The organism is Pseudomonas donghuensis (assembly GCF_000259195.1).
GTDB lineage: Bacteria > Pseudomonadota > Gammaproteobacteria > Pseudomonadales > Pseudomonadaceae > Aquipseudomonas > Aquipseudomonas donghuensis.
In genome coordinates this window covers 313,351-339,746 of record NZ_JH650757.1, presented here as the reverse complement: position 1 = coordinate 339,746, position 26,396 = coordinate 313,351, and the positions used below count along the sequence as shown (strand labels likewise).

The window sequence follows — 26,396 nt, the reverse complement described above, 5'->3', positions numbered from 1 at the left end:
CCGCCTGGAGGAGCCGGAAATGAAGAACATCCCCACCGCCAAGGAACAGGGCTATGACATCGTCTGGCCGGTGGTGCGCGGTTTCTACCTCGGGCCGAAAGTGACCGATGAAGAGTACGACTGGTGGAAAGCCTCGTTCGACAAGCTGCTGGCCTCGGAAGAGTTCGCCAAGCTGCGCGACCAGCGCGAGCTGTTCCCTTTCGCCATGACCGGCGCCGAGCTGGACACCTACGTGAAGAAACAGGTGGCTGACTACAAGGCCCTGGCCAAGGAATTTGGCTTGATTCAGTAAGCCTCTCCCCTTTCGAACGCATCGCGGGGCAAGCCCGCTCCCACAGACGCAGCGTTGACCTGTGGGAGCGGGCTTGCCCCGCGAAAAGAGGATTCCCCAATGATCCTGCAACGCCTCTTCGCCCTGTTTTTGCTGGCGGTGTGCGCCGCCCTGGCAGTGATGGCCTGGCCCTACCAGGCAGCTTTTTCCTACGAACCGGTCGGGCCACGCGCCTATCCCTTGCTGATGCTCGGCCTGATGGCTGCGGGCCTTGTGTACCTGGCCTTTCGCCCCACGCCCATCGTCCGCAAGGATGACGAGCCCGAACTGGACCGCGAAACCCTGAACAAGATCGGCCTCTGCGTCGCCTTGCTGCTGGTCTTCGCCGCTACCTTCGAGCCGCTGGGCTTCATTGTCAGCAGCATCCTCATCGGCGTGCCGATGGCGCGCCTGTATGGCGGACGCTGGCTGCCCAGCGTGGTGATCATCGGCCTGATGAGCATCGCCCTGTACTGGCTGTTCGACCGTGTGATGGATGTGCCCCTGCCCCTCGGCCTGCTCGACGTTCTGGAGAACTGACATGGATACGCTTGGCTATCTCGGCCAGGGCTTCGGCGTCGCCCTGAGCCCCTACAACCTGGTTACTGCCCTCACCGGCACACTGATCGGCACCGTGGTCGGCCTGTTGCCGGGCCTGGGCCCGATCAACGGCGTGGCGCTGCTGATCCCGATTGCCTTTGCCCTCGGCCTGCCGCCGGAGTCGGCGCTGATCCTGCTGGCAGCGGTGTACCTGGGCTGCGAATACGGTGGGCGGATCAGCTCGATCCTGCTCAACATCCCCGGTGAAGCCTCGACGGTAATGACCACCCTCGACGGCTACCCCATGGCCCGCCAGGGCCTGGCCGGAGTGGCGCTGTCGCTGTCGGCCTGGAGCTCGTTCATCGGCGCCTTAATCGCTACCTGTGGCATGGTGCTGTTCGCACCGCTATTGGCGAAATGGGCGATCGCCTTTGGCCCGGCGGAATATTTCGTGCTGATGGTGTTCGCCATTGTCTGCCTCGGCGGCATGGCCGGTGACCGGCCGTTGAAGACCTTCATCGCGGCGCTGATCGGGCTGTTTCTCTCCAGCGTCGGCATCGACGCCAACAGCGGCGTGTACCGTTTTACCGGTGACAGCGTGCACCTCGCCGACGGCATCCAGTTCGTGGTGCTGGTCCTGGGCCTGTTCTCCATCAGCGAGATCCTCCTGCTGCTGGAAAAAACCCATCACGGCCACGAAGCGGTGAAAGCCACCGGACGCATGCTGTTCAACTTCAAGGAAGCGGCCTCGGTGTTCCTGGTCAACATTCGCTGCGGCCTGCTCGGTTTCATCATGGGCGTGTTGCCCGGTGCCGGCGCAACCCTGGCCAGCGCCGTGGCCTACATGACCGAGAAGCGCATTGCCGGTGCCAGCGGCACCTTCGGCAAGGGTGACAAACGCGGCCTGGCGGCGCCGGAAACCGCCATCGGTGCTTCCTGCTGCGGCGCCCTGGTACCGATGCTGACCCTCGGCGTACCGGGTTCGGGCACCACGGCGGTGATGATCGGTGCCCTGACCCTGTACAACATCACCCCGGGGCCAATGCTGTTCGAACAGCAGCCAGACATCGTCTGGGGCCTGATCGCCTCGTTGTTTATCGCCAACATCATGCTGGTGATCCTCAACATCCCGATGATCCGCATCTTCACCCGCATCCTCGCCGTGCCGAACTGGGCACTGGTGCCGGTGATCGCGATCATCACCGCGATCGGTGTGTACGCAGTGCATGCCACCACCTTCGACCTGTTCCTGATGATCGGCATCGGCATCTTCGGCTACATCCTGCGCAAGCTGGACTTCCCACTGTCGCCGATCCTCCTCGGCTTCATCCTCGGTGGGCTGATGGAGCAGAACCTGCGCCGTGCGCTGTCGATCTCCAACGGCGCCCTGGACATCCTCTGGTCGAGCCCCATCAGCGTCAGCGTGTGGGGCCTGACCATCGCCATGATGCTCCTGCCGCTGCTGCGCATCTGGCGCAAGCGCAGCCTTCAGCGCCGTGCCCTGGCCGATGTCTGATGGGCGCCTGAAACTGTACTGGGCCACCGGCCTGGTCGGCTTGGCTGGCGGTTACCTCGCCAGCAGGGTCGGCTGGCCACTGCCATGGATGGTCGGCTCGTTGCTGGCGATCATCCTGGTGCGTTGCCTGACGCCCTGGCAACTGAGCGAGATCCCCGGTGGGCGCAAATGCGGGCAGTGGATCATCGGCATCGGTATCGGCCTGCACTTCACCCCGGCGGTGGTCGAGCAGGTGGCGAGCAACTTCGGTTTGATTTTCTGCGGGGCACTGATCACCAGCGTCTCCAGTGTGGTCGGGGTGTGGTTGCTGCGCCGTACTGGTGAAGACCGCGCCACGGCGTTCTTTTCCAGCATGCCCGGCGGCTCCGGGGAGATGGTCAACCTCGGCGCCCGCAACGGCGCGGTGCTCAGCCAGGTGGCGGCAGCGCAGAGTTTGCGGGTACTGGCGGTGGTGCTGTGCGTGCCGGCGCTGTTCAAGTTTTTGCTCGGCAATGGCGTGCCGTTGACCCACACCGGCAGCGTCAACTGGAGCTGGCTGGTAGTGATCTGCCCGCTGGGCGTGTTGCTGGCCCTGGGTTGGCAGCGCTTGAAACAACCCAACCCGTGGCTGTTCGGGCCGTTGCTGGTGGCGGCGGTGGCCAGTGTCAGCGCCAACCTGCAGGTTGCCCTGCCCGACGGCGCCAGCCAGATCGGCCAATGGCTGATCGGCAGCGGCCTGGGCTGCCACTTCAACCGCGCGTTCTTTCGCCGGGCGCCGTCGTTTCTCGGGCGCACCTTGATCGCCACGGCCTTGACCATGCTGATCGCCGGTATCGCCGCCTGCGTGCTCAGCGTCATGACCAACCTCGACTTGCGCTCGTTGACCCTGGGCATGATGCCCGGCGGCATCGCCGAAATGAGCCTGACCGCCGAAACCTTGCAACTGTCGGTACCGCTGGTCACGGCGCTGCAGGTGATGCGTTTGCTGTTCGTGCTGTTTCTGGCCGAGCCGTTGTTCAGGCATTGGGACAAACGCTGCGACTGAAACAAAAAAAGAGGAAGCCAAGGCTTCCTCTTCTTCTTTACGCGCTTACCAGGTGAAACGCACCCCGACGTTGGCACCGAACGGCTTCTCGATCTTGTCGCCGTTGCTGTAGTCGATATCGGCATGCAGCTGCAGGCGCTCGGACAGCGACACGGCGATACCGGCACCGACCTCGGCACGCGAGCCTGACAGGTCATTGTTGAACACGTTGTCGTTGACCTTGACCTGGTTGTTCTTGGCGAACTCATGCACCGCCGCAGCCCGCAGGTATGGCTGGGCAAAGCGGCCCTCACCCAGATCAAAGTTGCGACCCACCGTGGCACCGGCCTTGCCAAGCACCGAGGTGGTCCGGTCGCCTTCTGCCTTCAGGCCGCTGTCCAGGTCATAGGACGCGCCCTGGATGCTCACCGCCGACACCTGGGCGAAGGGTTCAACGAAGTAGCCGTCATCGAGCTTGATGTGGCGACCGAACTCGGCCGACGCCCCCACACCGTTGGTCTTGTAGTTGCCCTTGGCCTGGCTACCGTCGCTCATGGCTACCTTGGACTTGTTGTCGAAGCGGTTGACCTTGGCCACGGCGTCGAAGTAGTAACCGCTGTCCTGATCCAGCCAGGTGGTGTAGGCACCGGCGTAGTAGCTGTCGACCGTACCGCTGGTACCACGGCTCAGGTCCAGGTCGGACTTGCTATGACCGGCCAGCACACCGACCAGCCATTGGCTGTCGCCCACCTGGGCATCGGCACCCAGGGTAAAGCCCTGCTGGGTTTGCTTGTAGGCGGTGCCAGACGACTCGGCAACGTTGTACTTGCTGCCATAAGCCCGGCCCCAGGCGCCGCTTTTACCTTCGTTGTAGCGCAACTCGCCCATGCGGGTACGCAGCGACGACAGCTCGCCGTACCACACGGTTGGTGCGGTATTGAACAGCGCCAGGACCGAACGGGTGCCTGGGCTGATGACCTTTTTCTCAGTGTCCAGGTGCCAGTCGTTGCCTTCCTTGGTCAAGCCGTAGGAAAACGCACCTAGGTCTACAGGACCGTTCAACAGGCTAAATTCGGCGTCGCCGCCGCCGGTAGTGACCACGGTGATCCGTTCAACGTTAGCCGGGTCGTGACCACTGGCACTGATGGCGAGGGTGTGCTGACCGTTGGCCTGGCCGCTGACATTGAGCAGGTCGGCTTCGCCAGTGGCGAAGTCAGCCGACATATGAAAGGTGCCGTTGCCAGACAACTCTCCCAGGTCAAGGCGATAGAACTGGCCAGGCTCGCCGAATTGCACATGACCGCCCTGCAGGCTCAACTGCTCAACCTGGCTGTCGCCAATCAGCGCCCAGGTGCTGTCGCCATTGAGCGCCAATGCGTCGACGTTTTCCAGGCGCCCCTTGAACAGCGATTGATCGTTCAGGCTCAGTTGCGCCGCGCCGCCCGCGGCGACGATCACGTCACCTTCCAGGCTGGCGTTGCTCAAGTCCAGATTTGCAGTGCTGCCTTCACCAACCAGGATGTTACCGGCCAGGGTGCTGCGGCTGACCTGCATATCCGCCGAGCCGGCGTTCTTGAGCTCAAGCAAGTTGCCGTTGGCGCCTTCCAGGCTCGAACCATTGAGCACGTCGATACGGGCGGTAGTTGCAGAGTCCACCACCAGGGCCGCTCCAGTCCCCCCGATCACTTTGCTATTGTCCAGGAGCAACGTCGGGGCCTGCTCGTTGGCTTCAGAGCCATAGTATTCATGAGACAAACGTACACCGCTCTCGGCGCCCTTGATCACGCTGTTGTGCACCTGGGCCTGGCCGCCGATCATCAACAGACCATCAGCCGTAGCACCGGTCAGGCTCGAGTCTTTGAGCGACAGATTGCTATAGGCGCTGAGGGTTGCACCAAATCGGCCACCGTTGATTTCGCTGCTCTGGACCTGGACCTCAGAACCGGTTGCCGAACCATCGAGCAATCGACCAATCGTCAGGCCGTTGCCCTGGGCGCTATCGATACGTGCGTTGGCGATACGGGCGGTACTGCTCACCAGGGCAACAGCGTTGTTCGAGCCGCCGGCAGTGACGGTGCCACCTTCGATGTTCAGTTGGCCCTTGCGCACTTGAATGTGCTCGGTACGCGCACCCTGTACATTCAGAGTGGCATTTTCCAATACGCGATAGTTGTAGGACGGCGTCCCCGAGGTAGCGGTAAAGGTCTGGTTGCTTTCGACAACCTTGGTGATAGCCAGGGCCTGAGCCGATGCCATCACCAAGGGGGCGACAAGGGCTGCCTGCAGGGCGCACGAAAGCGCCGAGGGTTTGAAGATGCTTGGCTTGGTCATGAGATTCTACTCCGCAGCATTGAGACTATTCAGTTCCGGATTAAACAGAGCCAACTAGTTCAAGCCCCGTTTGTTCGGAGCGCAGAATAGAAACTTCTGACAGAATCTTATGTAGGAATATTCCTCATAAGAAGTAGGCGCAATCAACAGGCAGTGTCGCGCCCATATAGAAAAATGAAGCCGAGCATTGCTCGGCTTCATTCGTTATCAAACACTCAGCTTATGGCCTTCCTGGGCAAAGCCCGGTCCCCTGTTCGCCATAGTAATCGTAAGATTTCACTGGAGAACGGCCGATAGCCTGGCCACCACGTTCCTGAATCCAATATAACTCGACATATCCGCTGCGCAGCGGCTCCATGCAGGGAACCCACGGGATAGTAAGGTTTACCCCAGTATCAATTTCGTTCTGATTGAGCACCTCCCGTGAAAATGACGAACGCGTCGATTCGACAGGCAGCTTGTCAACAAAGCCTTCCAGACCTATCCAGTACACCGTAACGGTGTCGCCTACTTGAAGATTTTGAGCATCAACAATCTTGGCAGTTACACCATTCCACGGCGCGTCCTCGCAAGCAATAGCGCCGGGATATTTCACGGTTAACGTTGGCTCGTTGACCTCTGCCAATGGAATGGCACTGACATCCACCAACTGACTACCCGACGACTGATAATTGGTGGTAGTGGCATTGGCAAAAATTTTGTAGAACAGCGGAATGTCTGTTCCATTACCAACAGTGACAATATCGTCCCAGCTGATTTGCAACGGGATCGAGTCACCGGGATTGTCTGTGTCCTTCACTGTGTATTCGGCCACCAACAGACTTTCTGTACCGAAATAAAGCCGAATAACCTCTCCCATTTGCGCAGGGTCATAAAGAGCAAAACTGACATCGGCAGGCTGGCCTTCATCCTCTGGACGCAAAAGATTCAGCTCATCCGTCGACGAGGTCAGTAGCGGCACATCCAACGTCGGGTTGACCGGCTCGGGTTCGTCTGGATTAGGTGGCCCAATCAACTCCAGATCTACTTCCACGTCCAGTACTGGGGAGGGATAGGTCTTGGTACGGATGACTTCATAGCGCACCTGGGCCGTATGCGCGGTCCCCTCGACCCCACTGGAGATAACTGCCCACGGTGCGGTAAACGGTAAAGGCCAATTGGGGGTAGGCGGCAGAGTAATCTGATCCACATAATTATTATTCCAGTAGACGCGCACCAAATCACCCGCCAGCGCATTGGTATATCCATCCACTTCAATCAGTACGCCCTCACGTGCCTCGACAATATCAATGGGCGCAGCATCCACCCTGGGTGCCAGCAAGTCGATGGGTGTTGGCTCAAGGATGACGAACACTTGCTGGCGGTGCGCCAGGCTAGTCGGATTGCCGGCCCGGTCTTCCAGTATATAGGTCACCCGCTTGAGGCCAGGCCCGGCAAGGAGCAGCTCGTCCTTTGTCATTTCTACAATGATAGGTCTTTCGCTGACCACCCCACCCTTATTGGGTTGGGACTGCTCATCGCCAAAGAGGATTGCCCAATAGTCACCCACTTGCGGGTCAAGGTAGCCTGGAATCTGCAACACTAACTTATTGTCGTGCGCTTCCAGATACTCGGGCGTCACCGTAGCATCCTCCAGATCCAGCGGAAGAATGATGGCGTCCGGGAAACCACCATGAGTCGGATTGAGCCTGTCTACTGTTACCCTAAGACTCTGCGAAGCCCCCTTATTGGGGTTTCTGGAGTTGACGACTTCAAAATAGACAATTTTCTCACCGTGTGACTCAAGCACCGGGTCTTGTAGCGTCACGGGAGTGGGGTTCGAGTCTGCATGGGGCACAGGTTTATCAAAGGTATAAACCGACCTTTCGTTAATATAAACGGTTACCGTATCGATCGATGTAGGCGGCCCCACGGTAGGGAAAGCCGGAATTTCCACCTTGAGCCCTTCTGGAATTTTCGGTGTTCGCAGTAAATTAATTTGCCCCCCGGGAATATTCGGCTCTGTGTTAATAGGCACCGGCGGATTATACAAGTTTCGAAAGTTTCTAGGCTTCGGGGCCCGCGTTTTGGCTTTTGCGGCCGATACATTGGTTGTCGTTTCAAACTTGGTCATCTTGGTATCTCCTGAAAATATAAATAGATTTGGAACACCATCAGCACCACACCGTCGGCCCCAGCCGCCACTCTGCCGTCCAGCAGCCAAGTGGTAACAAAGCCAAACATTGTTAAAAGCAGAACGTCACCCTAAGTACGGGTGTTCAGCACTTCACCGTGCTGAACAAAACCTCATGCACAACACTGTTCAAGTTTCCGGATCACAGTACAAACCCGTGCTCAGATCGAGGACAGAGAGTCGCGCGCGCGCTAATCCAGAGTTGCCCGCACCGCTTCCGTCAGCCTTATCAAGTCGGTAACGGACATTCCCGCCGCCACGCCCGTCCTCCCGTGCTGCCAACTTGATCAACGGGTCGTAGGGCAGCACGGTAAAGATGTAACCCTGCTCGGACTCAAGATCCTCACGCGTCAGCACATGTTCGAAACTTGCCTGGGTCCCGGGAATAGGGTTATTGCCTATCTGGCCGTAGTCGCCTTCCCAGTGCAGGGTAATTTTGTCATCTACCTGAAATTGCGAGTCTTTCGGAATTTCAACCCGCACGCCCAGCCACGGTTCGTTGCTGCAGTTGATCCACTGGTTTCGATCGGCGTCTGGGAAAGTGGCGGGTGCCAGGCCTTCGATGACTCGCACCTCGACACGCACGGATGTAATGGGCGACCGTTGCCGGTTAACCCCGTTGAAAGTGGTGTACTGCATCGGCAGGGCAGGTGAATTGCCGACACTATGGATAATCGCCCAAGGAACGCTCAGCACGATCAATTGCCCGCCGACATCCTCAGCCTTCACCTCGTAGCGATCTACCGCCTGCGGATGGCTCCCCCAGAACAATTCCAGCACCTGGCCGTCTTGCGGGTTGTCGTATAGAAGGATCTCGACGCGCGCGTCCTGCCCGGCATCGGCGCCTGTGAGTACATCATCGGCTGTCAGGCCCTTGACCACAGCCGGTAGCAACAAGGGGTTGACCGGGCCTGGACCCGGAGGCGGACCGGCCACCGTCAGGTCGACGTCCACCCATAGGGTCGTAGAAGTGAGCGAAGCCCCGCCACGTCGCCAGGTATAGTGCACCCGATCAACAAAAGGTGCAGCAAAGCCTCCCGCCGCGAGGATTGCCCAACTGACCGGGGCCCTCAAAGGCCACTGCTGGTTCTCGGCAATGGTGATAAGGCGAAGCGCCAAACTACGCCAGTAGACCTGAACCTGATCGCCTTGCTGTGCATCGCTGATGACGTCGATGTGAACCTCGACACCTGCGCGGGCATCTTCCAGGTCAATCAGCCCATCGATATCGAACCTGGGCACCCGAGGGTCAGGCAGGTCGCCCGGCAATTCATCCAGCACTACCTCAATTGGCTGGACCTCGGATTTTGGCCCGCGGTTACCGGTTCGATCTTCCAGGCGATAGTAGGCTTCATGCGGGCCTGAACCGCTCTCACGGACCAGCATCGCATCGTATTGCACGATGATCGGCGCATTGACATCGGTGATGCGCAACTCACCGGCATAGGGCAGTTCGCGTGATTGCTCATCCGTATCGATAACGGGCAACTTTTCCCAGTAGTAGGTCAGCAGGTCGCCCCCCCTGATATCTGGCCAAGGCTCGACCCGGGCATCGACCGTGTCGTGCCGGCTGAGATAATCCTCGGTAACGCCGCTGATCAGGACTTCCTGGTCAAACTGCAGGGGTGTACCTTCTTCGTCGCCATTGGGCGCCTGCTTATCGATGAACAGGTGCGTTGCGTGAGAAGTGGACGGGTTAAACGATACCGTAACGCGGTACTCGACCCGGGCGGGGCCAGGCGCCGCCATGTACTCCGAGGGCATCTTGCAGACAACCGGGATCACATCTTCCGGAATCACTGGCTGAGTGAAGGTAAATGTTTCAACCACATTGCTTCGCCAGAGAAACTCAACTTTCGTATCCACGTTCGGAGGAGCGGCACTGTAATCAGCCCAGATCTCCTCGATCCTGATGTCCAATGGGCGTAGCTGATCTTCCTTGCGGACCAAATGCCCCAATAGGTCATCGTCCGTCAGCTCCATTGCGGCCGGGATGACCGGCGCTGCGTAGCGTTCCCGGGGATTTACAGGATCATCAGCATCGTGAGCCATGGCGACAGCTCCTTCCAGAGAAGAGGACCGTGGCAGCCCGCTAGTCGCCGGCTGCCGTGGAAAACCTGGAAGTATTAGATGCCTATTTCAAATCGGCCGAAACTGACAAAAATGCTAGGTACCCGGCCTCAAACCGGCGGCAAACGCCAGTCGATCGGGGTCAGCCCGCGCTGCTCGAGGAAGCGGTTGGCCTGGCTGAAATGCCCACAACCGAGAAAGCCCCGGTAGGCCGACAACGGCGATGGATGCACCGACTTGAGCACCAGGTGCTTGGTGGCATCGATCAGCTTCTGCTTGCTCTGCGCATGGGCACCCCAGAGCAGGAACACGCTGTTGGGCTGGTGTTCGCTGACCACCTCGATGATGCGGTCGGTGAAGAACTGCCAGCCCCTGTTGGCGTGGGACGCGGCATTGGCACGCTCGACGGTCATGGTGGTGTTGAGCAGCAAGACACCCTGCTCGGCCCAGGACTGCAGGCAGCCGTGCTTGGGGATCTCGATGTTCAGGTCACGCTGCAACTCTTTGTAGATGTTCACCAGCGACGGCGGCGGCGCCACCCCCGGCTGCACCGAGAAGCACAGGCCATGGGCCTGGCCCGGGCCGTGGTACGGGTCCTGGCCGAGGATCACCACCTTGACCTGGTCCAGCGGCGTGGAGTTGAGGGCGTTGAAAATCAGCGGGCCTGGCGGGTAGATCTCTTTGCCGGCGGCGTGTTCCTCACGCAGGAATTCGCGCAGCTGGTGCATGTAGGGCTGGTCGAATTCGGCGCGCAGGGCCTCTTTCCAGCTCGGTTCAAGTTTGATGCGGTCGTCGTCAGTCATGGTCGGGTCCGTAAAACAATGGCGCGACACTAGGAAAGCTGCCTGCGCTTGTCAATCGATCCGACCGGCGACCGCCGAAATCACCAGCAGCGGCCATACTTGTGCGGATCAACCACGAGGTCGCCCATGGCTGCAGTACAGTGCGAAGAACTCACCGGCGTCGACGGCGCGCGCATCGGTGTCGCCACGCTCAATGCGCCGCAAACCCTCAATGCCTTGTCGCTGCCAATGATCGAGGTACTCGATGAACAGCTCAAGGCCTGGGCCGATGACCCGGACATCGTCTGCGTACTGCTGCGCGGCAGTGGCGCCAAAGCCTTTTGTGCCGGCGGTGAGGTGCGCAGCCTGGCCCAGGCCTGCAGCGACCATCCCGGCCGGGTACCGCCCCTGGCGGCGCAATTCTTTAGCGCCGAGTATCGCTTCGATTACCACCTGCATACCTACCCCAAACCGCTGATCTGCTGGGGCCATGGCCACGTGCTGGGCGGCGGCATGGGCCTGTTGCAAGGCGCCAATGTGCGCGTGGTAACGCCAAGCAGCCGCCTGGCCATGCCGGAAATCAGCATCGGCCTGTACCCGGATGTCGGTGGCAGCTGGTTCCTGTCCCGCTTGCCCGGCAAGCTGGGCTTGTTCCTGGGCCTGACCGGCGCACCGATCAACGCCAGCGATGCCCTGGACCTGGGCCTGGCGGACCGTCTGCTGGGCGAAAGCCAGCAGGAAGAACTGCTCGATGACCTGCTGCAACTGAACTGGCAGGAGCAGACCGCCCTGCAGCTCAACAGCCTGCTCAAGGCGCAGCAGCATGGCGCCCAGGCTGAACGGCCCGAACCCCAGTGGCTGCCCAGGCGCCAGCAGATCGACGCCCTGCTCGATGTCGCCGACCCAGTGTGCGCCTGGCGCGCCATCGCCCAGTTGCGCAACCACGCCGACCCGCTGTTGGCCAAGGCCGCGCAGACCATGCTCGAAGGCTGCCCGTTGACTGCACACCTGGTGTGGGAGCAGATCCAGCGCGCCCGCCATCTGTCACTGGCCCAGGTGTTCCAGATGGAATACACCATGAGCCTCAACTGCTGCCAGCATCCGGAGTTCAGCGAAGGGGTGCGCGCACGGCTGATCGACAAAGACCAGAAACCGCGCTGGCACTGGGCGGATATCGCCCAAGTGCCAACGGCGGTGGTCGACGCGCATTTCAGCAAGGCGTGGGAAGGACGTCACCCCTTGGCGGACCTGGCCTGAACGGCGCCTCAGCGGCGCCAGTTGCGATCCGGCCAGCCGTCACGGTTGCGCTCGTGGCGTGACGAACCCTGGCGGTAGCGGTCATGGCCGCGGCCCGGATACGGCTTGTAGTAGTTATGCGGAGTTTCCCGGTAATAGCCGTGGGGTGCAGGACGGTAGTAATGCGGTGGTGGCGCGTAGTAACGCGGGGGTGGTGCCACGTAGTAGCGCGGCTGCGGAGCTACGTAATAACCACGATTGTAGGGATAGGACGGCCGGTAGTAACCCGGATAGCCGTAGCTATCGGCGGTATAGATTTCAGTGCGGTAATAACCGTGACCTCCATAAGGGACACAAGCGGTAGTCAGCAAACCCAGCACTACAATCAGCAAAAGTCGGCGATTCATGGCGGCCTCCTGGACCGCGAAACTGCCCATCCCAGCGGCGCTGGTCGGCGTCGATCGGCAAGCGTGCATCGACATGAAATAAGACTGCCAAAAACAGGTCCGGTGCCATTGCTGCAATAAATTGATACAAGGCCGATACCCTTAAAAATCGTAAAGTTATTTTTCTGCCAGACCACTAGAATGAAGGCCATTGGCCCACAGACCGGGAATGTCATGCCGCCTCGTTCCGCCCTGTTTTCGCAGCGCTCGCTGATCCTGACATTACTGCTCTTGCTCGCCTGCGGCTTTTTGGCGACGTCCCTGCTGAGTTACTTCGCCTCGCGTAGCTCGATCCGCGACAACATCGTCAACACCGAACTGCCGCTGACCTCCGATACGGTGTATTCGGAAATCCAGAAGGACCTGGTGCGGCCGATCCTGGTCTCCTCGATGATGGCCCACGACACCTTTCTGCGTGACTGGGCGCTGGCCGGCGAACGGGACCCTGCTCAGGTGAACCGCTACCTGAACGAGGTCATGCGTCAGCACCACGCCTACACGGCGTTCTTCGTCTCAAACACTACCGGCGTCTACTACCAGGCCAAGGGCGTGCTGAAGAAGATCGACCCGCAGGCGCCCCGCGATGCCTGGTACCAACGGGTGCTGACCCTGAACACGCCCTACGAGATCAACGTCGACCTCGACATGGCCAACCAGGATCGCCTCACGGTGTTCATCAACTATCGGGTGTTCGACTACGACGGCAAGTTCATTGGCGTTGCCGGTATCGGCCTGACGGTCGAAGCGGTGATTCGCCTGATCGATGATTACCAACAGCGCTACCAGCGCCGGGTGTTCTTCGTCGACCGCCATGGCCGCGTGGTGCTGACCGGCTCCAGCGGCGGCCCCCATGGCGCCCGGTCTGGCCAGTCGCTGACCGAGCTGGACGGTTTGCACAACCTGCTCAAGCAGATGCCCACCCCGGTCAGCGGCAGTCATGAGTACCGCAGCAGCGACGGCCACAGCCATTTCCTCAATGTGCGCCTGGTACCGGAGCTGAACTGGTTCCTGTTCGTTGACAAGCGCGAAGACGGCGCCATGGACGCCATACGCCAGTCGCTGTACCTGAACCTGGCGATCTGCGCGATGATCACCCTGGTGGTGCTGTCGCTGCTCAATGCCATGGTCAAGCGCCATCAGGACAACATCGAAACCCTGGCCACCCTCGACAGCCTCACCGGCCTGCCCAACCGCCGCGGCTTCGACCTGCTGGCCGCGCAAGCGCTGCAGGAAGCCCAGCGCGAACCCAAGCCGCTGATCGCCCTGCTGATCGACCTCGACCACTTCAAGGCGCTCAATGACACCCATGGCCATCTGGCCGGCGACGAAGTACTGTGCCAGTTCGCCCAGGTGCTGGAAGACTGCCTGCGCCATGCTGATATCATCTGCCGCTGGGGTGGTGAGGAATTTATCGTGCTGCTCAAGGACACCGACAGCCACAGCGCCCTGGCCGTCGCCGAGAAGATTCGCAGCAAGACCGAAGCACTGGCCTTTACTTATGCCGGGCAGCCGATCCATCTGACCGCCAGTATCGGCTTGAGCAACCTGCAGGCCGACGATACCCTGCACAGCCTGATCGCCCGTGCCGATCATGCCCTTTACCGGGCCAAACAGAGTGGACGCAACCGCGTCTGCAGCGAGATGCCCCGATCCGACCATGAACAGCCTTGACCATGAATGACACCCGCCGCTGCCCCGCCTGTGGCGCCAGCAACGATTGCAGCCTGGCCGACCCGCGCACGGCCGCCCAGGCCTGCTGGTGCTATGGCGTGAGCATCGACCCCAAGGTGCTCCAAGCCCTGCCCTGCGAGCTGCGCAACCAGGCCTGCCTGTGCCCACGCTGCGCCAAGGTCGAGGCGCAATTGCAGGCAGCCAAGGCCGCGCCCGAAGGTTAAACTGTCGCGCCCTGCGCCTGGCTTTGTATGCGTCTCGATCGATTCCTCAGCAACCTGCCCTGCTTCAGCCGCCAGCACGTTCGCCTGCTGCTGGTGGAACGGCGCGTGCGCGTGGATGGCCAGTGCGTCAGCGATCCGCGCTTGGACGTGCGCGAGTTCAGCCGTATCGAGGTCGACGAGCAACTGCTGCAGGCCGGGCGCCCGCTGCGCTACCTGATGCTGCACAAGCCCCAGGGCTGCGTCAGTGCCACCCAGGACCCGCAGCACCCCACCGTGATCGAGTTGATCGACCAGCCCGACACCCAGGACCTGCATATCGCCGGGCGCCTGGACTTCAACACCACCGGGCTGATGCTGCTGACCAACGACGGCCTGTGGTCGCGGCGCCTGACCCAGCCACAGACCAAACTGCCCAAGGTCTACTACGTCGAGACCGAGCAGGAGATTGGCGAACACTACATCGACAAGTTCCGCCAGGGTTTCTACTTCGCCTTCGAAGACCTCACCACCCTGCCCGCCGAACTGACCTTGCTGGGCCCGCGCAGCGCACGCCTGAGCATCGTCGAGGGGCGCTACCACCAGGTCAAGCGCATGTTCGGCCACTTCGACAACAAGGTGCTGCGCCTGCACCGCGAACGCATGGGCCCGTTGCAACTGGACCCGAACCTGCAGCCCGGCCAGTACCGGGCGCTCTATCCCGAAGAAATCCAGGCAATCTGAGCCTGCGACCGCCTGGCGGAAAATTTTCGCCAATTACCCCAAAGGCACTTGCGGGTTGGCTGAGTGCCTGCTTGAATCCAATCGTCGGTCTGCTTGTGACTCACCAGTCACAGTTGTAGTCCAAGACACCTTTTTGCCGGCGACCCATGCCTCGAAGCATTGGCGTCCGGCAGATTGCCCTCCTAGAACAATACCGGTCGACCCGCGTGCCACAGGGATCGACCAGGGCCCTCAGCTTCTTCAAGGCGTATGCCTACCTGTCATAAAGAACGCGCATCCTTGCATGTGCGAACACCCTTTTTTGCGCCAGGAGTCGACGACATGAGGCCAGAAATCGCTGTGCTTGATATACAAGGTCAGTATCGGGTTTACACGGAGTTCTATCGAGCAGACGCCGCTGAGAAGACGATCATCCTGATCAATGGTTCGCTGGCCACGACGGCCTCCTTTGCCCAGACGGTGCGCAACCTGCACCCGCAATTCAACGTGGTGTTGTATGACCAGCCCTACGCCGGCAAGTCCAAGCCCCACAACCGCAATGAGCATTTGCTGACCAAGGAAACCGAAGGGCAGATCCTTCTGGAGCTGATCGACCACTTTGGCGCCGATCACGTCATGTCCTTCTCCTGGGGCGGCGCCTGCACCCTGCTGGCCCTGGCGCACAAACCACGGCGCATCGAAAAGGCGGTGGTCAGTTCGTTCTCGCCGGTAATCAACGAACCGATGCGCGACTACCTCGAACGCGGCTGCCAGTACCTGAGCGCCTGCGACCGTTATCAGGTCGGCAACCTGGTCAACGACACCATCGGCAAGCACCTGCCGTCGCTGTTCAAGCGCTTCAACTACCGGCACGTCAGCAGCCTGGACAACCACGAATACGCGCAGATGCACTTTCACATCAACCAGGTACTCGACCACGACCTGGGCAACGCCCTGCGGGCGGCGCGGGTGATCGACATTCCGGTACTGTTCATGAATGGCGAGTGGGACGAATACACCACCACCGAGGATGCCCGCCAGTTCGGTCAGCATGTGCGCAACAGCCACTTTCGCGAGATCCGCGCCACCGGCCATTTCCTCGACATGGAACACAAGGCCGCCTGCCGCGACACCCGTGAAGTGCTGCTGGGTTTCCTCAAGCCTGCGCTGAAAGAATCGCGTCCCCGTTACAGCTACACCCAGGAGCACCATGCACTGGCTATCTGAGCGACACGGTGACCGGTAGCGCAGCCTCCTGCATCAACGGCCCCAAAGGCCAGAAAGAAGATGCACGACCTTGCGCTAGCGGCCACCGGCCGATGGCTCTGCAGCAACAAAGAGCTTCAAATCGCGGCGAAGTTCTGGTACAAAGTCAGCCCTGAAAGCGGGTGTCGTATAATGGCATTACTCCAGCTTCCCAAGCTGATAACGAGGGTTCGATTCCCTTCACCCGCTCCAGCTTCTTCCAGGTTCCAGCGCAGCTGAGACCTTGGCCACCGCCCTGGTGGCTATTTTGCTAATTGCCCTTCGCCTCAACCACCGCCAACACCAGTATTTGCTGGGCCAGCTCGCTGTCCGTTGCCCCTGTTGCATGCCCCTTGCTGCGCAACCAGTGCAGTGCCGATTGCAGATAGACACCCCGGTAAGCCCCGTCGCTGGCAATGAACGCCGCGGCATCGTCGCGGGCTTGCGCAAGCACCCGCTTGCCATCGCTGTCGGAAGTCCCATCGGAGGCCATGGTTGGCCCGAAGGTGGTTGCCCCGGTGAGCATGAAGGGCACGTACACCGTGGCCCCCAGGGTCAGCATGCCATCGACATTGCCAGTGCCATCGCCAAAGATGTCGCCCATGCCCTGGGCGGTGCAGCACCAGGCCAGGCACAGCAGGCCTGCAGGTTTTTTCCAGCTATTGAGTATGCGTTCCATCGGCTTCCATTCACTGATCCAAATATTCGGGCGGCATTTTCCACGGCTTGCACCAGACTTAACAGCGGTGTTTTTGATTTGACGCCCTGCCCAGGCTCTACGCGCTGCGCTTTAATAGCCCACCGCGAAACACTCGAAAGGATCCGTGCATGTTTCTCTCCCGCTGGCTGCCTGGCCTGGCCAATCTGTTGCAGTACCGCCGTGAATGGTTTCGCCATGACCTGCAGGCCGGCTTGTCGGTGGCCGCGATCCAGATCCCTATCGCCATTGCCTATGCGCAGATCGTCGGCCTGCCGCCGCAGTACGGCTTGTATGCATGCATCCTGCCGATGATGGTCTATGCCCTGATCGGCAGCTCGCGGCAGTTGATGGTCGGCCCGGATGCCGCCACCTGCGCCATGGTCGCCGGGGCGATCGCGCCGTTGGCCTTGGGCGACCCGGCGCGGCTGGCGCAATTGTCGGTGATTGTCACCATCCTGGTCGGTTTGATGCTGATCGGTGCCGGGCTGGCGCGGGCCGGGTTCATTGCCAGTTTTTTCTCGCGGCCGATCCTCATCGGTTACCTCAACGGTATCGGCCTGAGCCTGCTGGCCGGGCAACTGGGCAAGGTGGTGGGGTTCCAGATCGAGGGCAACGGCTTCATTCTCAGCCTGATCAACCTGCTACAGCGCCTGGGGGAAATCCACTGGCTGACCCTGGTGATCGGCGTCGCCGGGCTGGGCTTGCTGATCTGGCTGCCGCGCCGCTACCCACGCCTGCCGGCGGCGCTGGTGACAGTGGCGGTGGCAACCCTGGTGGTCGGGCTGTTTGGTCTGGACCGTTTTGGCGTGGCGGTTCTCGGCCCGGTGCCGGCCGGCATGCCGGAACTGGCCTGGCCGCACACCAATCTGGAAGAAATGAAAAGCCTGCTGCGTGATGCCCTGGGTATCGCCACGGTCAGCTTTTGCAGCGCCATGCTTACCGCCCGCAGCTTTGCTGCCCGTCATGGTTATGCGATCAACGCCAACCATGAGTTCCTGGCCCTGGGGGTCACCAACATTGCCGCCGGGGTTTCCCAGGGCTTTGCCATCAGCGGCGCCGACTCGCGCACCGCGGTCAACGACATGGTCGGCGGCAAAAGCCAGTTGGTAGGGATCATCGCCGCCCTGGTCATCGCCCTGATATTGCTGGCCTTCACCACGCCCATGGCGTGGATTCCGCAAGCGGCGTTGGGCGCGGTACTGCTGATGGCCGGCTGGGGGCTGATCGATGTGCAGTCGCTGAAAAAGATCTACACGCTCAGCCGCTTCGAGTTCTGGCTGTGCGTGCTGACCACCGTCGGCGTGCTCGGGGTCGGCGTGCTGCCGGGCATCATCATCGCCGTGACCCTGGCGATCCTGCGCCTGCTCTACAGCATCTACCAGCCCACCGATGCGGTGCTCGGCTGGGTGCCGGGCATCGAAGGCCAGGTCGACATCCGCCGCTACAAGGAGGCGCGCACGGTACAAGGGCTGGTGGTGTACCGCTTTGACGACGCGATCCTGTTTTTCAATGCCGACTACTTCAAAATGCGTTTGCTCGAGGCGGTGCATCGCGAGGAGCAACCGCGCGCGGTGCTGTTCGATGCCGAGGCGGTCAGCTCGATCGATGTCAGCGGCATTGCGGCCCTGCGCGAGGTGCGCGACACCTTGAAAGCCCGCGGTATCTACTTCGGCATCGCCCGGGCGCGCGGACGCTTTTTGCGCATGCTGGTGCGTTCGGGGATCGCACGGGAGATGGAGAACGGCTTGCTGTTTGGTTCGGTGCGTTCGGGGATCAGGGCGTATCGGTTGTGGCGCAATCGCAGTCGCAAGGAACAAACGCTCTAGCACTGGCAAGGCCAGCTCCCACAAGTTCGGTGCATGCAGAGCCATTGTGGGAGCCGGCCTTGCCGGCGATGGGCTGCAAAGCAGCCCCGTTGTCAGCCTGGCTGACAGGTTTTCGGCAGTTGCGCAGCCTTGCCGATCAAGCTGATCAAGCCACACGGCAAGCTGCCCCGCCATTGCAAGTAATCATGCCCGGCCGGGTACTCGACCTGCTCCACCGGGTATCCCTTGGCCAGCAATACATCACGCAAATGGCGGTTGGTGTCGAGGATTTTCGGCCCTTCGAACAAGCCCGACTGCAAGTAGAAGCGCAGTGGTTGCTTGGGCGCCTTGACGTACTCGCGGGTAAGCCAGCCTGGCTCTTCACCTTCTTGCCCCCACCAATAGGAACCGGACAGGCTCAGCACATTGCCGAACAGTTCCGGGTGCTTGAGGCCCATGTAGGCCGAGGCCAGGCCTCCGTAGCTGGAGCCCGCGACCACGGTGCGCTGCGCCGCTGCCGCCAGGCCTTGCTGGCGTGCCCAGGGCATCAGTTCTTCAGCCATGAAACGAGCAAACTGCGGGTTCGGCGGCAGCTCCTGCTGGCGGCTGAGGTCGCTGGGGTTGGCGATGATCAAGGCCGCGGTTGGCGGGATCAAGCCATCGGCGATCAGGTTGTCGAGAATGGTCGGGGTCGGCACCTGGCGCGTATAGGCGTGCGCATCGAACAGCACCAGCAGGCCCTGCCCCTCAGCCCCCGCCTGCCACTGTGCCGGGCGGTACAGGTAGACATCGCGTTGGTTGCCCAGCAAGGTGCTGCTCAGCACCTTGCGCTCCAGGCTGCCACGGGCAATATCCTTGCGCTCGGCCACCCAGGGTTGCGCGGGCGCAGCCGGCAGTTCCAGGCGCGAGCGCGACAGGTACGGGTCGCCACTGCCATCAGCAAAGCTGTTCGGGTTCAGCGGGTCACGCCGGGTGCTGGCGAGGATCATCCGCCGATCATCCGACGCCGGTACGTCCGGGGCCAGTTGATAGCTCAAGCGTGCAGACGAAGGCAGCAGATAGCTGCGAAACCACACGTCACTGTCGCCGAGACGTTGCAGCTCATCGTGATTGCCCGAGGGCGCGCCGAACACCCGCACATTGTGCTCGGCACCGCGCCAGAGGAAGGTCACCAGGCTCATGCCCGGCTTGTCCGCCACGGCTTCGACCATGGGCGTGCCCTGTTGCTGACGCGCCTTCCAGAACGCATCGGTGCTCGCCCCCCGGGCCAACTGTTGTTGCAGCGCACGCAGGGTCGGGCTCGGCAACGGTACGGCGCGGCGCTGCTGCTCGCTGGCCGCAATCACCTGTTTCAGACTCAACGCGTAGGTTGCCTGCGGCCGGTTGGCCAGCACCTCGGCACGCAGGCCGTAGGCGCCATCGCGCTCGGCGATGAAGATGAACTCGCGCGGCTGGTCCTGACCATCGATCAACAGCCGCAGCGGTTGGCCCCGGGCATCGAGCAGGCGCAGGCTGACATCGCCCTGCAGCCGGCCCTGGACCAGGTCGCCGGCCTTGAGCTGCAAGCTCCAGACCGGTTGTTGCCCCTGGGCAACGCTGGCGCTGACGGTTTGCCCCGGTTGCAGAGGCCTGTCGGCGTTCGCCATCGCGTTGCCACTCACACACAGGGCCAGCGCCACGGCGCAGCTCCACTGACTGAAAGTCCGCATGTTCACCTCAGAAGTCGATGCTGGCGGAAAGTTTCAGCGTGCGTGGCTCGCTGACCGTGGCATAGCCGTCGTTGAACACCCCGGCCCAGTAGGCGCGGTTCTCGACGTTCTCAAGGCTTGCACGCAGCACTATATCCTTGCTGAGGATGCGCGTGCTGTAGCGACCGCCAAGGTCGTAGCGGGTCCACTGCGGGATCTTCAGGTCGTTGGCACTGTCGAGGTACTGCGAGCTGCTGTGGATGCCCAGTGCGGTCAGGGTCAGGCCCGGGACCCAGGGGGTGTCCCATTCGGCGCCGAGGTTGGCCGACCAGGCCGGCACACCCCGGGCGGTGTTGCCATCGAAGGTACCGCCGGCGGTGCGAGTCAGTTCGGCACGGGTGTAGGTGACGCCACCAAGCAGGCGCACGCTCGGGGTCAGCGCGCCGAACAGGTTCCATTCCACGCCGCGGTTACGCTGCTCGCCATCGTCGGTGTAACGGTTGCTGGCACGGTCCAGGAGCATGCTCGGCTTCTCGATCTGGAACACGCTGAGGGTGTGGGTGAAATCGCCCAGGTCCCACTTGACCCCGGCCTCCATCTGCTTGGCCTTGTACGGGGCGAACTGCTCGCCGTAGTTGGCGGCGGCAAGGTCGGTGACCATGCCGCCCTGGGTCAGGCCCTCGATGTAGTTGGCGTACAGCGACACCGGCGCATCCCAGGGCTTGAGCACCAGGCCCAGGGCCGGGGTCAGGGCGCGCTCGTCATAGGCCGGCTTGCTCATCTTCTGCCGCACTCGTTGCGAGCGTACCCCGAGGGTCAGCAGTACTTTGTCGTCGATAAAGCCCAGGGTGTCGGCGACGGCGAAGCTGGACAGGGTGTTATCGCCGGTCTTGTCGCTGGAACCGATGTCACCGGCAATGATCGGCTTGCCTGGATGGTAGATGTTGGTCACGTACTTCTTGCCGGTCACCGTGGCGGCGCGGCCGATGTCCTGATGCAGCAAGGTGGTGCTCAATACCACCTGGTGGTTGACCGGGCCGGTGACGAAGTTGCCACGCACCCCGGCTTCGGTGGACAGGCTATGGGTGTAGCCCGCCTGGTTATAGGTCTCGCCGCTGGCATCGCCGTTGGCACCGGTGACGATCACCCGGGTGCCGTTGAGAAAACCCTTGTAGCGGGTGCGGGCGCTGCCGACGCTGGCGTAGGCGGTCCAGTCGTCGTTGAGGTCGTATTCACCGCGCAGCACCACGGCCTTGCTGATTTGCTTGGCGGAAATGCCATCGAGGATGTTGGTGTCCGGTTTCGGCGCCTTGGTGACATGGCCCAGTTTGCTGAAGCCGGCCATCATCGGGCTGCCGTCCTCAAGTTTTTCGTGGCTCTCATAGGCATCCAGTTCAAGCTTCCAGCCGTCGCCGCGATAGTCCATGCCCAACGATGCCAGGGTGCGGTCCTTGGATTGCTGGTCGACGCCGGTTTCGCCGCTGCCATATACACCGTTGAAGCGAATGCCCAAGCGTTGCTCGTCGCCCAGGCGACGGCTCAGATCGATGTGTTCAGCGACATAACCGTCGGACACGTAGCTGCTGGTCAGGCGGGTCAGCGGCGCTTCGCCGGCGCGCTTGGGCACCAGGTTGATCACCCCGCCGACACCGCCGTTGGGTGCCATGCCATTGAGCAAGGCACCGGGGCCTTTGAGCACTTCCACCCGCTCAAGGAACTCGGTCGGCACATGGCCATCCGGGGCCAGGCCGTACAACCCGTTTAGCGCAAGCTCGGTGGAGTCAAGGGAGTAGCCACGGATCATGAAGTTCTCGTAGGCGTGACCTTCGCCGGTGCTGAAGCGGATCGACGGATCGTTGCGCAGCACCGCGCCAACCGTGCCGCTTTGCTGGTTTTCCATGTGCTGGGCGGTGTAGGAAGTGACGTTGAACGGTGTCTCCATCACATCGCGATTACCCAGCATGCCCAAGCGTGCGCCGCGGGCGACCTGGCCGCCACTGTAGGCCTCGGGCAGGCCATCGGGATTGCTGCTGGCATTGATGTTCAGCTCACCGAGGGTCAGGGCGCCGTCGCTGTTCAGGCTGCGCAGGATGATCACACCGTTCTCTTCACTGGCGACCAAGCCAGTGTTGGCCAGCACGCGCTGCAAGGCCTGCTGCAAGGTGAACTGGCCCTGCAATGCCGGTGCGCTGCGACCCGCCAGCAATTGGCTGTCGGCAGCGATAGCCACCCCGGCTTCACGGGCCAGGGCATGCACTGCGGCTTCCAGGGACTGACCCGGCAGGTTCAAGCTCAGGGCCGGCGCGTCAGCAGCCAGGGCGGCGGCGTGAACGCCAGTCAGTGGCAACAGGCTGGCGCTGCCCAGGGCACAGGCCAGCACCAGCCGACGCAGGGTACCGGGGAAAGCCGCAGGGGGTGCCGGGCGGGCATGGGGAAGCGACATGATCTGTCCTTGCAGAGGTGAGTTCAGCGATGAAGACGGGCCACTTCGCCGTTACCCCTCAAAACTTTTTCAGCGCAATCGCAGGGTGCGCTGCTGCCCCTGCTGAACCAGGCTCACCGGAAGGACTTTCGGCAGCGTCTGCAGCAGCAGTTCCGGCTGGTCGCTGGGGAAGCTGCCGGTCAGTTGCAGGCGTGCCGCGGCGGGCTCCAGCACTACCGGTTGCAGCGCATATGCGTTGACCTCGGCAATCACCTCGGCCAGCGGCGTCTCGGTGAACGACCACCAACCGCGCTGCCAATGCTGGATATCCGGCGCGGCATGCGGATCGGACCTGAGCCGGAGCAATCGGCCTTGCGCATCGAGGCTGATCCGCTCACCGGCCTGCAACACCTGCGAGCCGTCACGCAAGCCACGCACCTCGACCCGCCCGCGCGCCACCGCGACCTGAATCTCAGCACCGCGATCGCTGACACTGAACGCCGTGCCCAGCACCTGCACTTCGCCCAGCCGGGTGCTGATCACAAACGGTCGCAAGCGCTCGCGCGCCACGTCGAAATAGACGTGGCCATGCAGCAGGCGCACCTGGCGCAGACCGTTGCTGTACTCGACGCGCAGGCTGGTTTCGGCGGCCAGCAGCAACTGGCTACCATCGGGCAGGGTTTCGCCGCGTGGCGGTTCGGCATGCACGGTTTGCAGCAGGCGATCGAACTGCGGCGTACGCCGCCACAACCAGCCCAGCCAACTGGCCCCCACCACCGCCAGCAGCAGGCCGCCGCCCTGACGCAGCAGGCGCCGACGGCTGAGGTTGAGCGGCTCCGGCGCCACTGCCGGGCGCAGTTGCGGGGTCAACCGATGCACCAGTTGCCAGCGTTGTTCGGCCTCTTGCCAGGCCTTTTCGTGCTCGTTGCTTTTACCGCGCCAGCGCTCCAGTTGCCCACGCGCCTGCTGTACCCGTCCGGGGTCGTCACTATTGAGTGCGGCCAGGTAGGTCAGGGCCTGCTGCACCTTGCGCGTTGATACCGGCGAAGACTCAGGCATGCCGCGCCGCCAGGCTCAGTTCGGACAAATCGAACACCGCCCGGGCGATGTGCAGCTCCACTGCCTTGGCCGACAGTTCCAGCTCGGCACACACCTGGCGATGGGGCTGGCCGTGCAGGCGCACGCGGACGAACACTTCACGGCGCAGGCGCGGCATGCGTTCGATACGCTCGATCAACTGCTGCAGCTGCTCGCGGGCGATGATGATTTCTTCAACGCTCGGGCTCAGCGCATCGGCCCGGGTCAGCCAGTCTTCCAGCGCCGCCAGCTCGTTGCTGCGTCGCCGGTACTGATCGATGCACAGGTTACGCGCCGCCTGAAACAGCAGGGCCCGGGCGTTGAGCACCGGGGCGTTCAAGGCATGGGCGTAGGCCTGGGCAAAGCTTGACTGGGCAATGTCGGCGGCATCATCCGGATTGCGCAAGCGCCCACTCAGGTAGCGGCGCAGGTCGCTATAGTTGGCCAGCAGATCGTGGACGACCGCCTGCAAGGCCGGGGCAGCAGCGGTCCAGGGCGTGGAGAGCGAAGTCATGAAGGTCCGGCGTGCGAGAATGACATGAATAGGAATTCATATCATTCTCACATATCGGTATAGCCTTCTGCCAGCCCTCAGCTGTTGCGCGGCAACAGGCCAGGCAAGGCGTGGGCCAGGGCATTGACGGCAAAGCCGATGAACATCACCCCGCACGCCCGGGTGATCCACAGCTCGTAACGGGTGTACAGGGTACGCACATGGCGGGCACCGACCACACCGACGAGAATCGCATAAGCCAGCAGGCCACCGACAAAACTCAAGGCGATCAGCGCCGGCAGCATTGACCAGTCCAGCGTTTCGGCGCGACTGGAAAGCAAGGCGGTGAACGTGGCCACGGCCACCGGATAGGCCTTGGGATTGGTCAGGCCGAACACCACACCGTGCCAGAACGGTTTGCGTACCGGCCCCTGCTCGCCCTCGCCATTGCCCGGGCGGCTACGCAGGGCACGCATGCCCAGCCAGAACAGGTACAGGCCACTGAGCACGCCGAGAATGTCGAACACCGAGTTGCCGATCTGCCGTGCGCCGACGATGGCCACCAATGCCGTGCTGCACCACAGCACATCCCCCAGCAAATGACCGCAGAGAAACCCCGCCCCGGCGCGTCGGCCGCGCGCAGCGCCAATGCCGAGTACCGCCAGCACGCCGGGCCCCGGAGTAATGCCGTAGATAAAACCGGAAGCGATTACCGCCAGCAGCAGTGAAAAGGTCATCGAGGCAGTGTCCTGAAAGTCCGTGCAAGGCGCGAAGTCTACGGCAGGCGCGCAGCGCCAGCCCGCCTGTCAATAACCCTCGGCGCGCAGAATCTGCGCCTCGCTGCGGGCACTGGGCCGGGCCAGGTAACGCAGCAGTTGGCCGCTGCGATTGCTGAAGATGCCGTCCACGCCCGCGTCCAGCACCTTGCGAAAATCCACCGGCTCATCGACGGTGTACACGTGCACCAACAGGCCCTTGTCGTGCGTCAGCTGGTTCATCCACGGCTGCACCAGGTCGGCGTAACTCTGGGCACCGCCCTCGGTCAGCGCTGCTGAAGGTCCGGTGCCGATGGCCCCATCGGCCTTGGCGTAATCCAGCCAGCGCTCGAATTCGGCCTTGTCTTTGGGTTGTTGGCGCGCATAGAACGCCGCCTTGTCGCGCTCGCCGGACTCGGCAAAGGTCTGCTGCGAGGCCGGTTCCATGCTGCCCTTGCCGATCCACAGCAACAGCACCTTGGGCACCTGGGGCATGTGCTGGTGCAGCAGCGCCAGGCTGCTACGGTCGAAGCTCTGCAATACCACCTTGCCCGGCCGCGCGAGCCAGCCCTTGGCCTGCAAGCTGTTCTTCAGGTCAGCTTCGATGCCGGGAAACAGGCCTGGCACCTTGGTCTCGATGTACAAGCCCGGCTGGTGTTGCGGGTTAGCCGCGGCGATGGCCATGACCTCATCGAGGGTCTGGATCTTCAGGCCCTTGAAGCTTGCTCGGGCACGTTCGGGGTAAGCCTTGTTGAACCAGCTGCCGACATCCAGCGACTTGAGTTCGGCCAGGGTGAAGGCGCTGACCGGGCTGTTCTTGCGCTCGGGAAAGCGCTCGGCAACATCACTGGTACGCAGCAGGTTGTCATCGTGCACGGCAACCAGTACACCATCGCTGGAGCGCTGCAGGTCCAGCTCCAGGTAGTCGGCGCCCAACTCGCGCGCCAGCCGGTAGGCCGGTGCCGTGGACTCCGGCGCATCATAAGACGCGCCGCGATGGGCGATCACCGCCGGGTAGGGAATATCCTGAGCCCTGGCCAACTCGGCGCCCTGCCCGGCTTCGGCAAGCCCCGCCAGCGGCAACAACGCCAGGCAACACACACGTCCAATTGCGTTCAACATTTTCAGCCTTCCTTTGGTGCACAGCGAATCCAGCATAGTCGCCAACGCTGATGACAGACCGGTTGCATGCTAAAGTCGCCGGCGATTG

At 62.0% G+C, this 26,396-nt stretch carries 21 protein-coding genes, 1 tRNA gene and 1 pseudogene; 11 read left to right on the top strand and 12 right to left on the bottom strand.

The window, feature by feature from the left end; translation table 11 throughout:
- The 4 genes and pseudogenes from UW3_RS29210 to UW3_RS0103840 form a co-directional block, all read left to right on the top strand.
- A pseudogene (locus tag UW3_RS29210) lies at positions 1-292 on the top strand (tripartite tricarboxylate transporter substrate binding protein); the annotation flags it as partial.
- Positions 293-391: 99 nt separating this feature from the next.
- The gene (locus UW3_RS0103850) at positions 392-850 is read left to right on the top strand and encodes a tripartite tricarboxylate transporter TctB family protein (RefSeq protein WP_010220960.1); all 459 of its coding nucleotides are present in this window, start codon (positions 392-394) and stop codon (positions 848-850) included.
- Position 851: 1 nt separating this feature from the next.
- Complete coding sequence (locus UW3_RS0103845; RefSeq protein ID WP_010220959.1) at positions 852-2,366, top strand: tripartite tricarboxylate transporter permease; 1,515 nt, start codon at positions 852-854, stop codon at positions 2,364-2,366.
- A complete protein-coding gene (locus UW3_RS0103840; RefSeq protein WP_010220958.1) occupies positions 2,359-3,390 on the top strand; it encodes an AbrB family transcriptional regulator in 1,032 nt (343 codons plus the stop codon). Before UW3_RS0103845 ends, UW3_RS0103840 begins: the two co-directional genes overlap by 8 nt.
- 45 nt (positions 3,391-3,435) lie before the next feature.
- On the opposite strand, the gene UW3_RS0103835 is transcribed toward UW3_RS0103840, so the two are convergent.
- The 4 genes from UW3_RS0103835 to ung all read right to left on the bottom strand — a co-directional run bounded on the left by UW3_RS0103835 (position 3,436) and on the right by ung (position 10,746).
- Positions 3,436-5,700, bottom strand: a complete 2,265-nt coding sequence (locus UW3_RS0103835; RefSeq protein WP_010220957.1) for an autotransporter outer membrane beta-barrel domain-containing protein — start codon at positions 5,698-5,700, stop codon at positions 3,436-3,438.
- A gap of 220 nt (positions 5,701-5,920) precedes the next feature.
- On the bottom strand, positions 5,921-7,813 hold the full coding sequence (locus UW3_RS0103830; protein WP_010220956.1) for a hypothetical protein: 1,893 nt from the start codon (positions 7,811-7,813) through the stop codon (positions 5,921-5,923).
- Between the two features lie 189 nt (positions 7,814-8,002).
- On the bottom strand, positions 8,003-9,925 hold the full coding sequence (locus UW3_RS0103825; protein ID WP_010220955.1) for a hypothetical protein: 1,923 nt from the start codon (positions 9,923-9,925) through the stop codon (positions 8,003-8,005).
- Between the two features lie 128 nt (positions 9,926-10,053).
- Positions 10,054-10,746 (bottom strand): uracil-DNA glycosylase, encoded by a 693-nt coding sequence (ung, locus tag UW3_RS0103820; RefSeq protein ID WP_010220954.1) that lies wholly within the window; start codon positions 10,744-10,746, stop codon positions 10,054-10,056.
- A 126-nt stretch (positions 10,747-10,872) separates the two neighbouring features.
- On the opposite strand from ung, the gene UW3_RS0103815 reads away from it, so the two are divergent.
- Positions 10,873-11,982: an enoyl-CoA hydratase/isomerase family protein gene (locus UW3_RS0103815; RefSeq protein WP_010220953.1), complete on the top strand. Its 1,110-nt coding sequence runs from the start codon at positions 10,873-10,875 to the stop codon at positions 11,980-11,982.
- An 8-nt stretch (positions 11,983-11,990) separates the two neighbouring features.
- Here UW3_RS0103815 and UW3_RS26460 read toward each other — a convergent pair whose 3' ends face one another.
- Complete coding sequence (locus tag UW3_RS26460; RefSeq protein WP_010220952.1) at positions 11,991-12,368, bottom strand: hypothetical protein; 378 nt, start codon at positions 12,366-12,368, stop codon at positions 11,991-11,993.
- Between the two features lie 213 nt (positions 12,369-12,581).
- On the opposite strand from UW3_RS26460, the gene UW3_RS0103805 reads away from it, so the two are divergent.
- The 5 genes from UW3_RS0103805 to UW3_RS0103785 all read left to right on the top strand — a co-directional run bounded on the left by UW3_RS0103805 (position 12,582) and on the right by UW3_RS0103785 (position 16,459).
- Positions 12,582-14,078: a sensor domain-containing diguanylate cyclase gene (locus UW3_RS0103805; RefSeq protein WP_026001186.1), complete on the top strand. Its 1,497-nt coding sequence runs from the start codon at positions 12,582-12,584 to the stop codon at positions 14,076-14,078.
- A gap of 2 nt (positions 14,079-14,080) precedes the next feature.
- The gene (locus UW3_RS0103800; protein ID WP_010220950.1) at positions 14,081-14,302 is read left to right on the top strand and encodes a cysteine-rich CWC family protein; all 222 of its coding nucleotides are present in this window, start codon (positions 14,081-14,083) and stop codon (positions 14,300-14,302) included.
- Positions 14,303-14,329: 27 nt separating this feature from the next.
- Positions 14,330-15,022 (top strand): pseudouridine synthase, encoded by a 693-nt coding sequence (locus tag UW3_RS0103795; RefSeq protein ID WP_010220949.1) that lies wholly within the window; start codon positions 14,330-14,332, stop codon positions 15,020-15,022.
- Between the two features lie 321 nt (positions 15,023-15,343).
- The gene (locus tag UW3_RS0103790; RefSeq protein WP_010220948.1) at positions 15,344-16,228 is read left to right on the top strand and encodes an alpha/beta fold hydrolase; all 885 of its coding nucleotides are present in this window, start codon (positions 15,344-15,346) and stop codon (positions 16,226-16,228) included.
- 157 nt (positions 16,229-16,385) lie between these two features.
- Positions 16,386-16,459 (top strand) — tRNA-Gly (locus tag UW3_RS0103785).
- A 58-nt stretch (positions 16,460-16,517) separates the two neighbouring features.
- Here the strand turns inward: UW3_RS0103785 and UW3_RS26455 are convergent.
- Positions 16,518-16,925, bottom strand: coding sequence for a DUF2388 domain-containing protein (locus tag UW3_RS26455; RefSeq protein WP_010220947.1), 408 nt, complete (start codon positions 16,923-16,925; stop codon positions 16,518-16,520).
- Positions 16,926-17,074: 149 nt separating this feature from the next.
- Here UW3_RS26455 and UW3_RS0103775 point away from each other — a divergent pair, with 149 nt between their 5' ends.
- Positions 17,075-18,772, top strand: a complete 1,698-nt coding sequence (locus UW3_RS0103775) for a SulP family inorganic anion transporter (RefSeq protein ID WP_010220946.1) — start codon at positions 17,075-17,077, stop codon at positions 18,770-18,772.
- Between the two features lie 92 nt (positions 18,773-18,864).
- Here UW3_RS0103775 and fes read toward each other — a convergent pair whose 3' ends face one another.
- The 6 genes from fes to UW3_RS0103745 all read right to left on the bottom strand — a co-directional run bounded on the left by fes (position 18,865) and on the right by UW3_RS0103745 (position 26,308).
- Entirely contained in the window at positions 18,865-20,460 is a 1,596-nt protein-coding gene (gene fes, locus UW3_RS0103770) for an enterochelin esterase (RefSeq protein WP_237716719.1), read from the bottom strand.
- A gap of 7 nt (positions 20,461-20,467) precedes the next feature.
- Positions 20,468-22,882, bottom strand: a complete 2,415-nt coding sequence (locus UW3_RS0103765; RefSeq protein ID WP_010220944.1) for a TonB-dependent receptor — start codon at positions 22,880-22,882, stop codon at positions 20,468-20,470.
- Positions 22,883-22,951: 69 nt separating this feature from the next.
- Positions 22,952-23,920: a FecR family protein gene (locus UW3_RS0103760; RefSeq protein ID WP_010220943.1), complete on the bottom strand. Its 969-nt coding sequence runs from the start codon at positions 23,918-23,920 to the stop codon at positions 22,952-22,954.
- The gene (locus tag UW3_RS0103755) at positions 23,913-24,452 is read right to left on the bottom strand and encodes an RNA polymerase sigma factor (RefSeq protein WP_010220942.1); all 540 of its coding nucleotides are present in this window, start codon (positions 24,450-24,452) and stop codon (positions 23,913-23,915) included. The genes UW3_RS0103760 and UW3_RS0103755 overlap by 8 nt, the downstream gene beginning before the upstream one ends.
- A 77-nt stretch (positions 24,453-24,529) precedes the next feature.
- Positions 24,530-25,168 (bottom strand): LysE family translocator, encoded by a 639-nt coding sequence (locus UW3_RS0103750; RefSeq protein WP_010220941.1) that lies wholly within the window; start codon positions 25,166-25,168, stop codon positions 24,530-24,532.
- A 69-nt stretch (positions 25,169-25,237) separates the two neighbouring features.
- Positions 25,238-26,308: a glycerophosphodiester phosphodiesterase gene (locus UW3_RS0103745; protein ID WP_010220940.1), complete on the bottom strand. Its 1,071-nt coding sequence runs from the start codon at positions 26,306-26,308 to the stop codon at positions 25,238-25,240.
- Positions 26,309-26,396 lie beyond the last annotated feature (88 nt).

Excerpts from the sequence above, each read along its gene's own strand:
- UW3_RS0103835 (WP_010220957.1), bottom strand. The coding sequence starts at position 5,700 with ATGACCAAGCCAAGCATCTTCAAACCCTCGGCGCTTTCGTGCGCCCTG.
- UW3_RS0103800 (WP_010220950.1), top strand. The coding sequence starts at position 14,081 with ATGAATGACACCCGCCGCTGCCCCGCCTGTGGCGCCAGCAACGATTGC.
- UW3_RS0103795 (WP_010220949.1), top strand. The coding sequence starts at position 14,330 with ATGCGTCTCGATCGATTCCTCAGCAACCTGCCCTGCTTCAGCCGCCAG.
- UW3_RS0103750 (WP_010220941.1), bottom strand. The coding sequence starts at position 25,168 with ATGACCTTTTCACTGCTGCTGGCGGTAATCGCTTCCGGTTTTATCTAC.
- UW3_RS0103760 (WP_010220943.1), bottom strand. The coding sequence starts at position 23,920 with ATGCCTGAGTCTTCGCCGGTATCAACGCGCAAGGTGCAGCAGGCCCTG.
- UW3_RS0103840 (WP_010220958.1), top strand. The coding sequence starts at position 2,359 with ATGTCTGATGGGCGCCTGAAACTGTACTGGGCCACCGGCCTGGTCGGC.
- UW3_RS0103805 (WP_026001186.1), top strand. The coding sequence starts at position 12,582 with ATGCCGCCTCGTTCCGCCCTGTTTTCGCAGCGCTCGCTGATCCTGACA.
- UW3_RS0103830 (WP_010220956.1), bottom strand. The coding sequence starts at position 7,813 with ATGACCAAGTTTGAAACGACAACCAATGTATCGGCCGCAAAAGCCAAA.
- UW3_RS0103845 (WP_010220959.1), top strand. The coding sequence starts at position 852 with ATGGATACGCTTGGCTATCTCGGCCAGGGCTTCGGCGTCGCCCTGAGC.
- UW3_RS0103815 (WP_010220953.1), top strand. The coding sequence starts at position 10,873 with ATGGCTGCAGTACAGTGCGAAGAACTCACCGGCGTCGACGGCGCGCGC.
- UW3_RS0103755 (WP_010220942.1), bottom strand. The coding sequence starts at position 24,452 with ATGACTTCGCTCTCCACGCCCTGGACCGCTGCTGCCCCGGCCTTGCAG.
- UW3_RS0103850 (WP_010220960.1), top strand. The coding sequence starts at position 392 with ATGATCCTGCAACGCCTCTTCGCCCTGTTTTTGCTGGCGGTGTGCGCC.
- UW3_RS26455 (WP_010220947.1), bottom strand. The coding sequence starts at position 16,925 with ATGGAACGCATACTCAATAGCTGGAAAAAACCTGCAGGCCTGCTGTGC.
- UW3_RS0103765 (WP_010220944.1), bottom strand. The coding sequence starts at position 22,882 with ATGTCGCTTCCCCATGCCCGCCCGGCACCCCCTGCGGCTTTCCCCGGT.
- fes (WP_237716719.1), bottom strand. The coding sequence starts at position 20,460 with ATGCGGACTTTCAGTCAGTGGAGCTGCGCCGTGGCGCTGGCCCTGTGT.
- UW3_RS0103775 (WP_010220946.1), top strand. The coding sequence starts at position 17,075 with ATGTTTCTCTCCCGCTGGCTGCCTGGCCTGGCCAATCTGTTGCAGTAC.
- UW3_RS0103790 (WP_010220948.1), top strand. The coding sequence starts at position 15,344 with ATGAGGCCAGAAATCGCTGTGCTTGATATACAAGGTCAGTATCGGGTT.
- UW3_RS0103745 (WP_010220940.1), bottom strand. The coding sequence starts at position 26,308 with ATGTTGAACGCAATTGGACGTGTGTGTTGCCTGGCGTTGTTGCCGCTG.
- ung (WP_010220954.1), bottom strand. The coding sequence starts at position 10,746 with ATGACTGACGACGACCGCATCAAACTTGAACCGAGCTGGAAAGAGGCC.
- UW3_RS0103825 (WP_010220955.1), bottom strand. The coding sequence starts at position 9,925 with ATGGCTCACGATGCTGATGATCCTGTAAATCCCCGGGAACGCTACGCA.
- UW3_RS26460 (WP_010220952.1), bottom strand. The coding sequence starts at position 12,368 with ATGAATCGCCGACTTTTGCTGATTGTAGTGCTGGGTTTGCTGACTACC.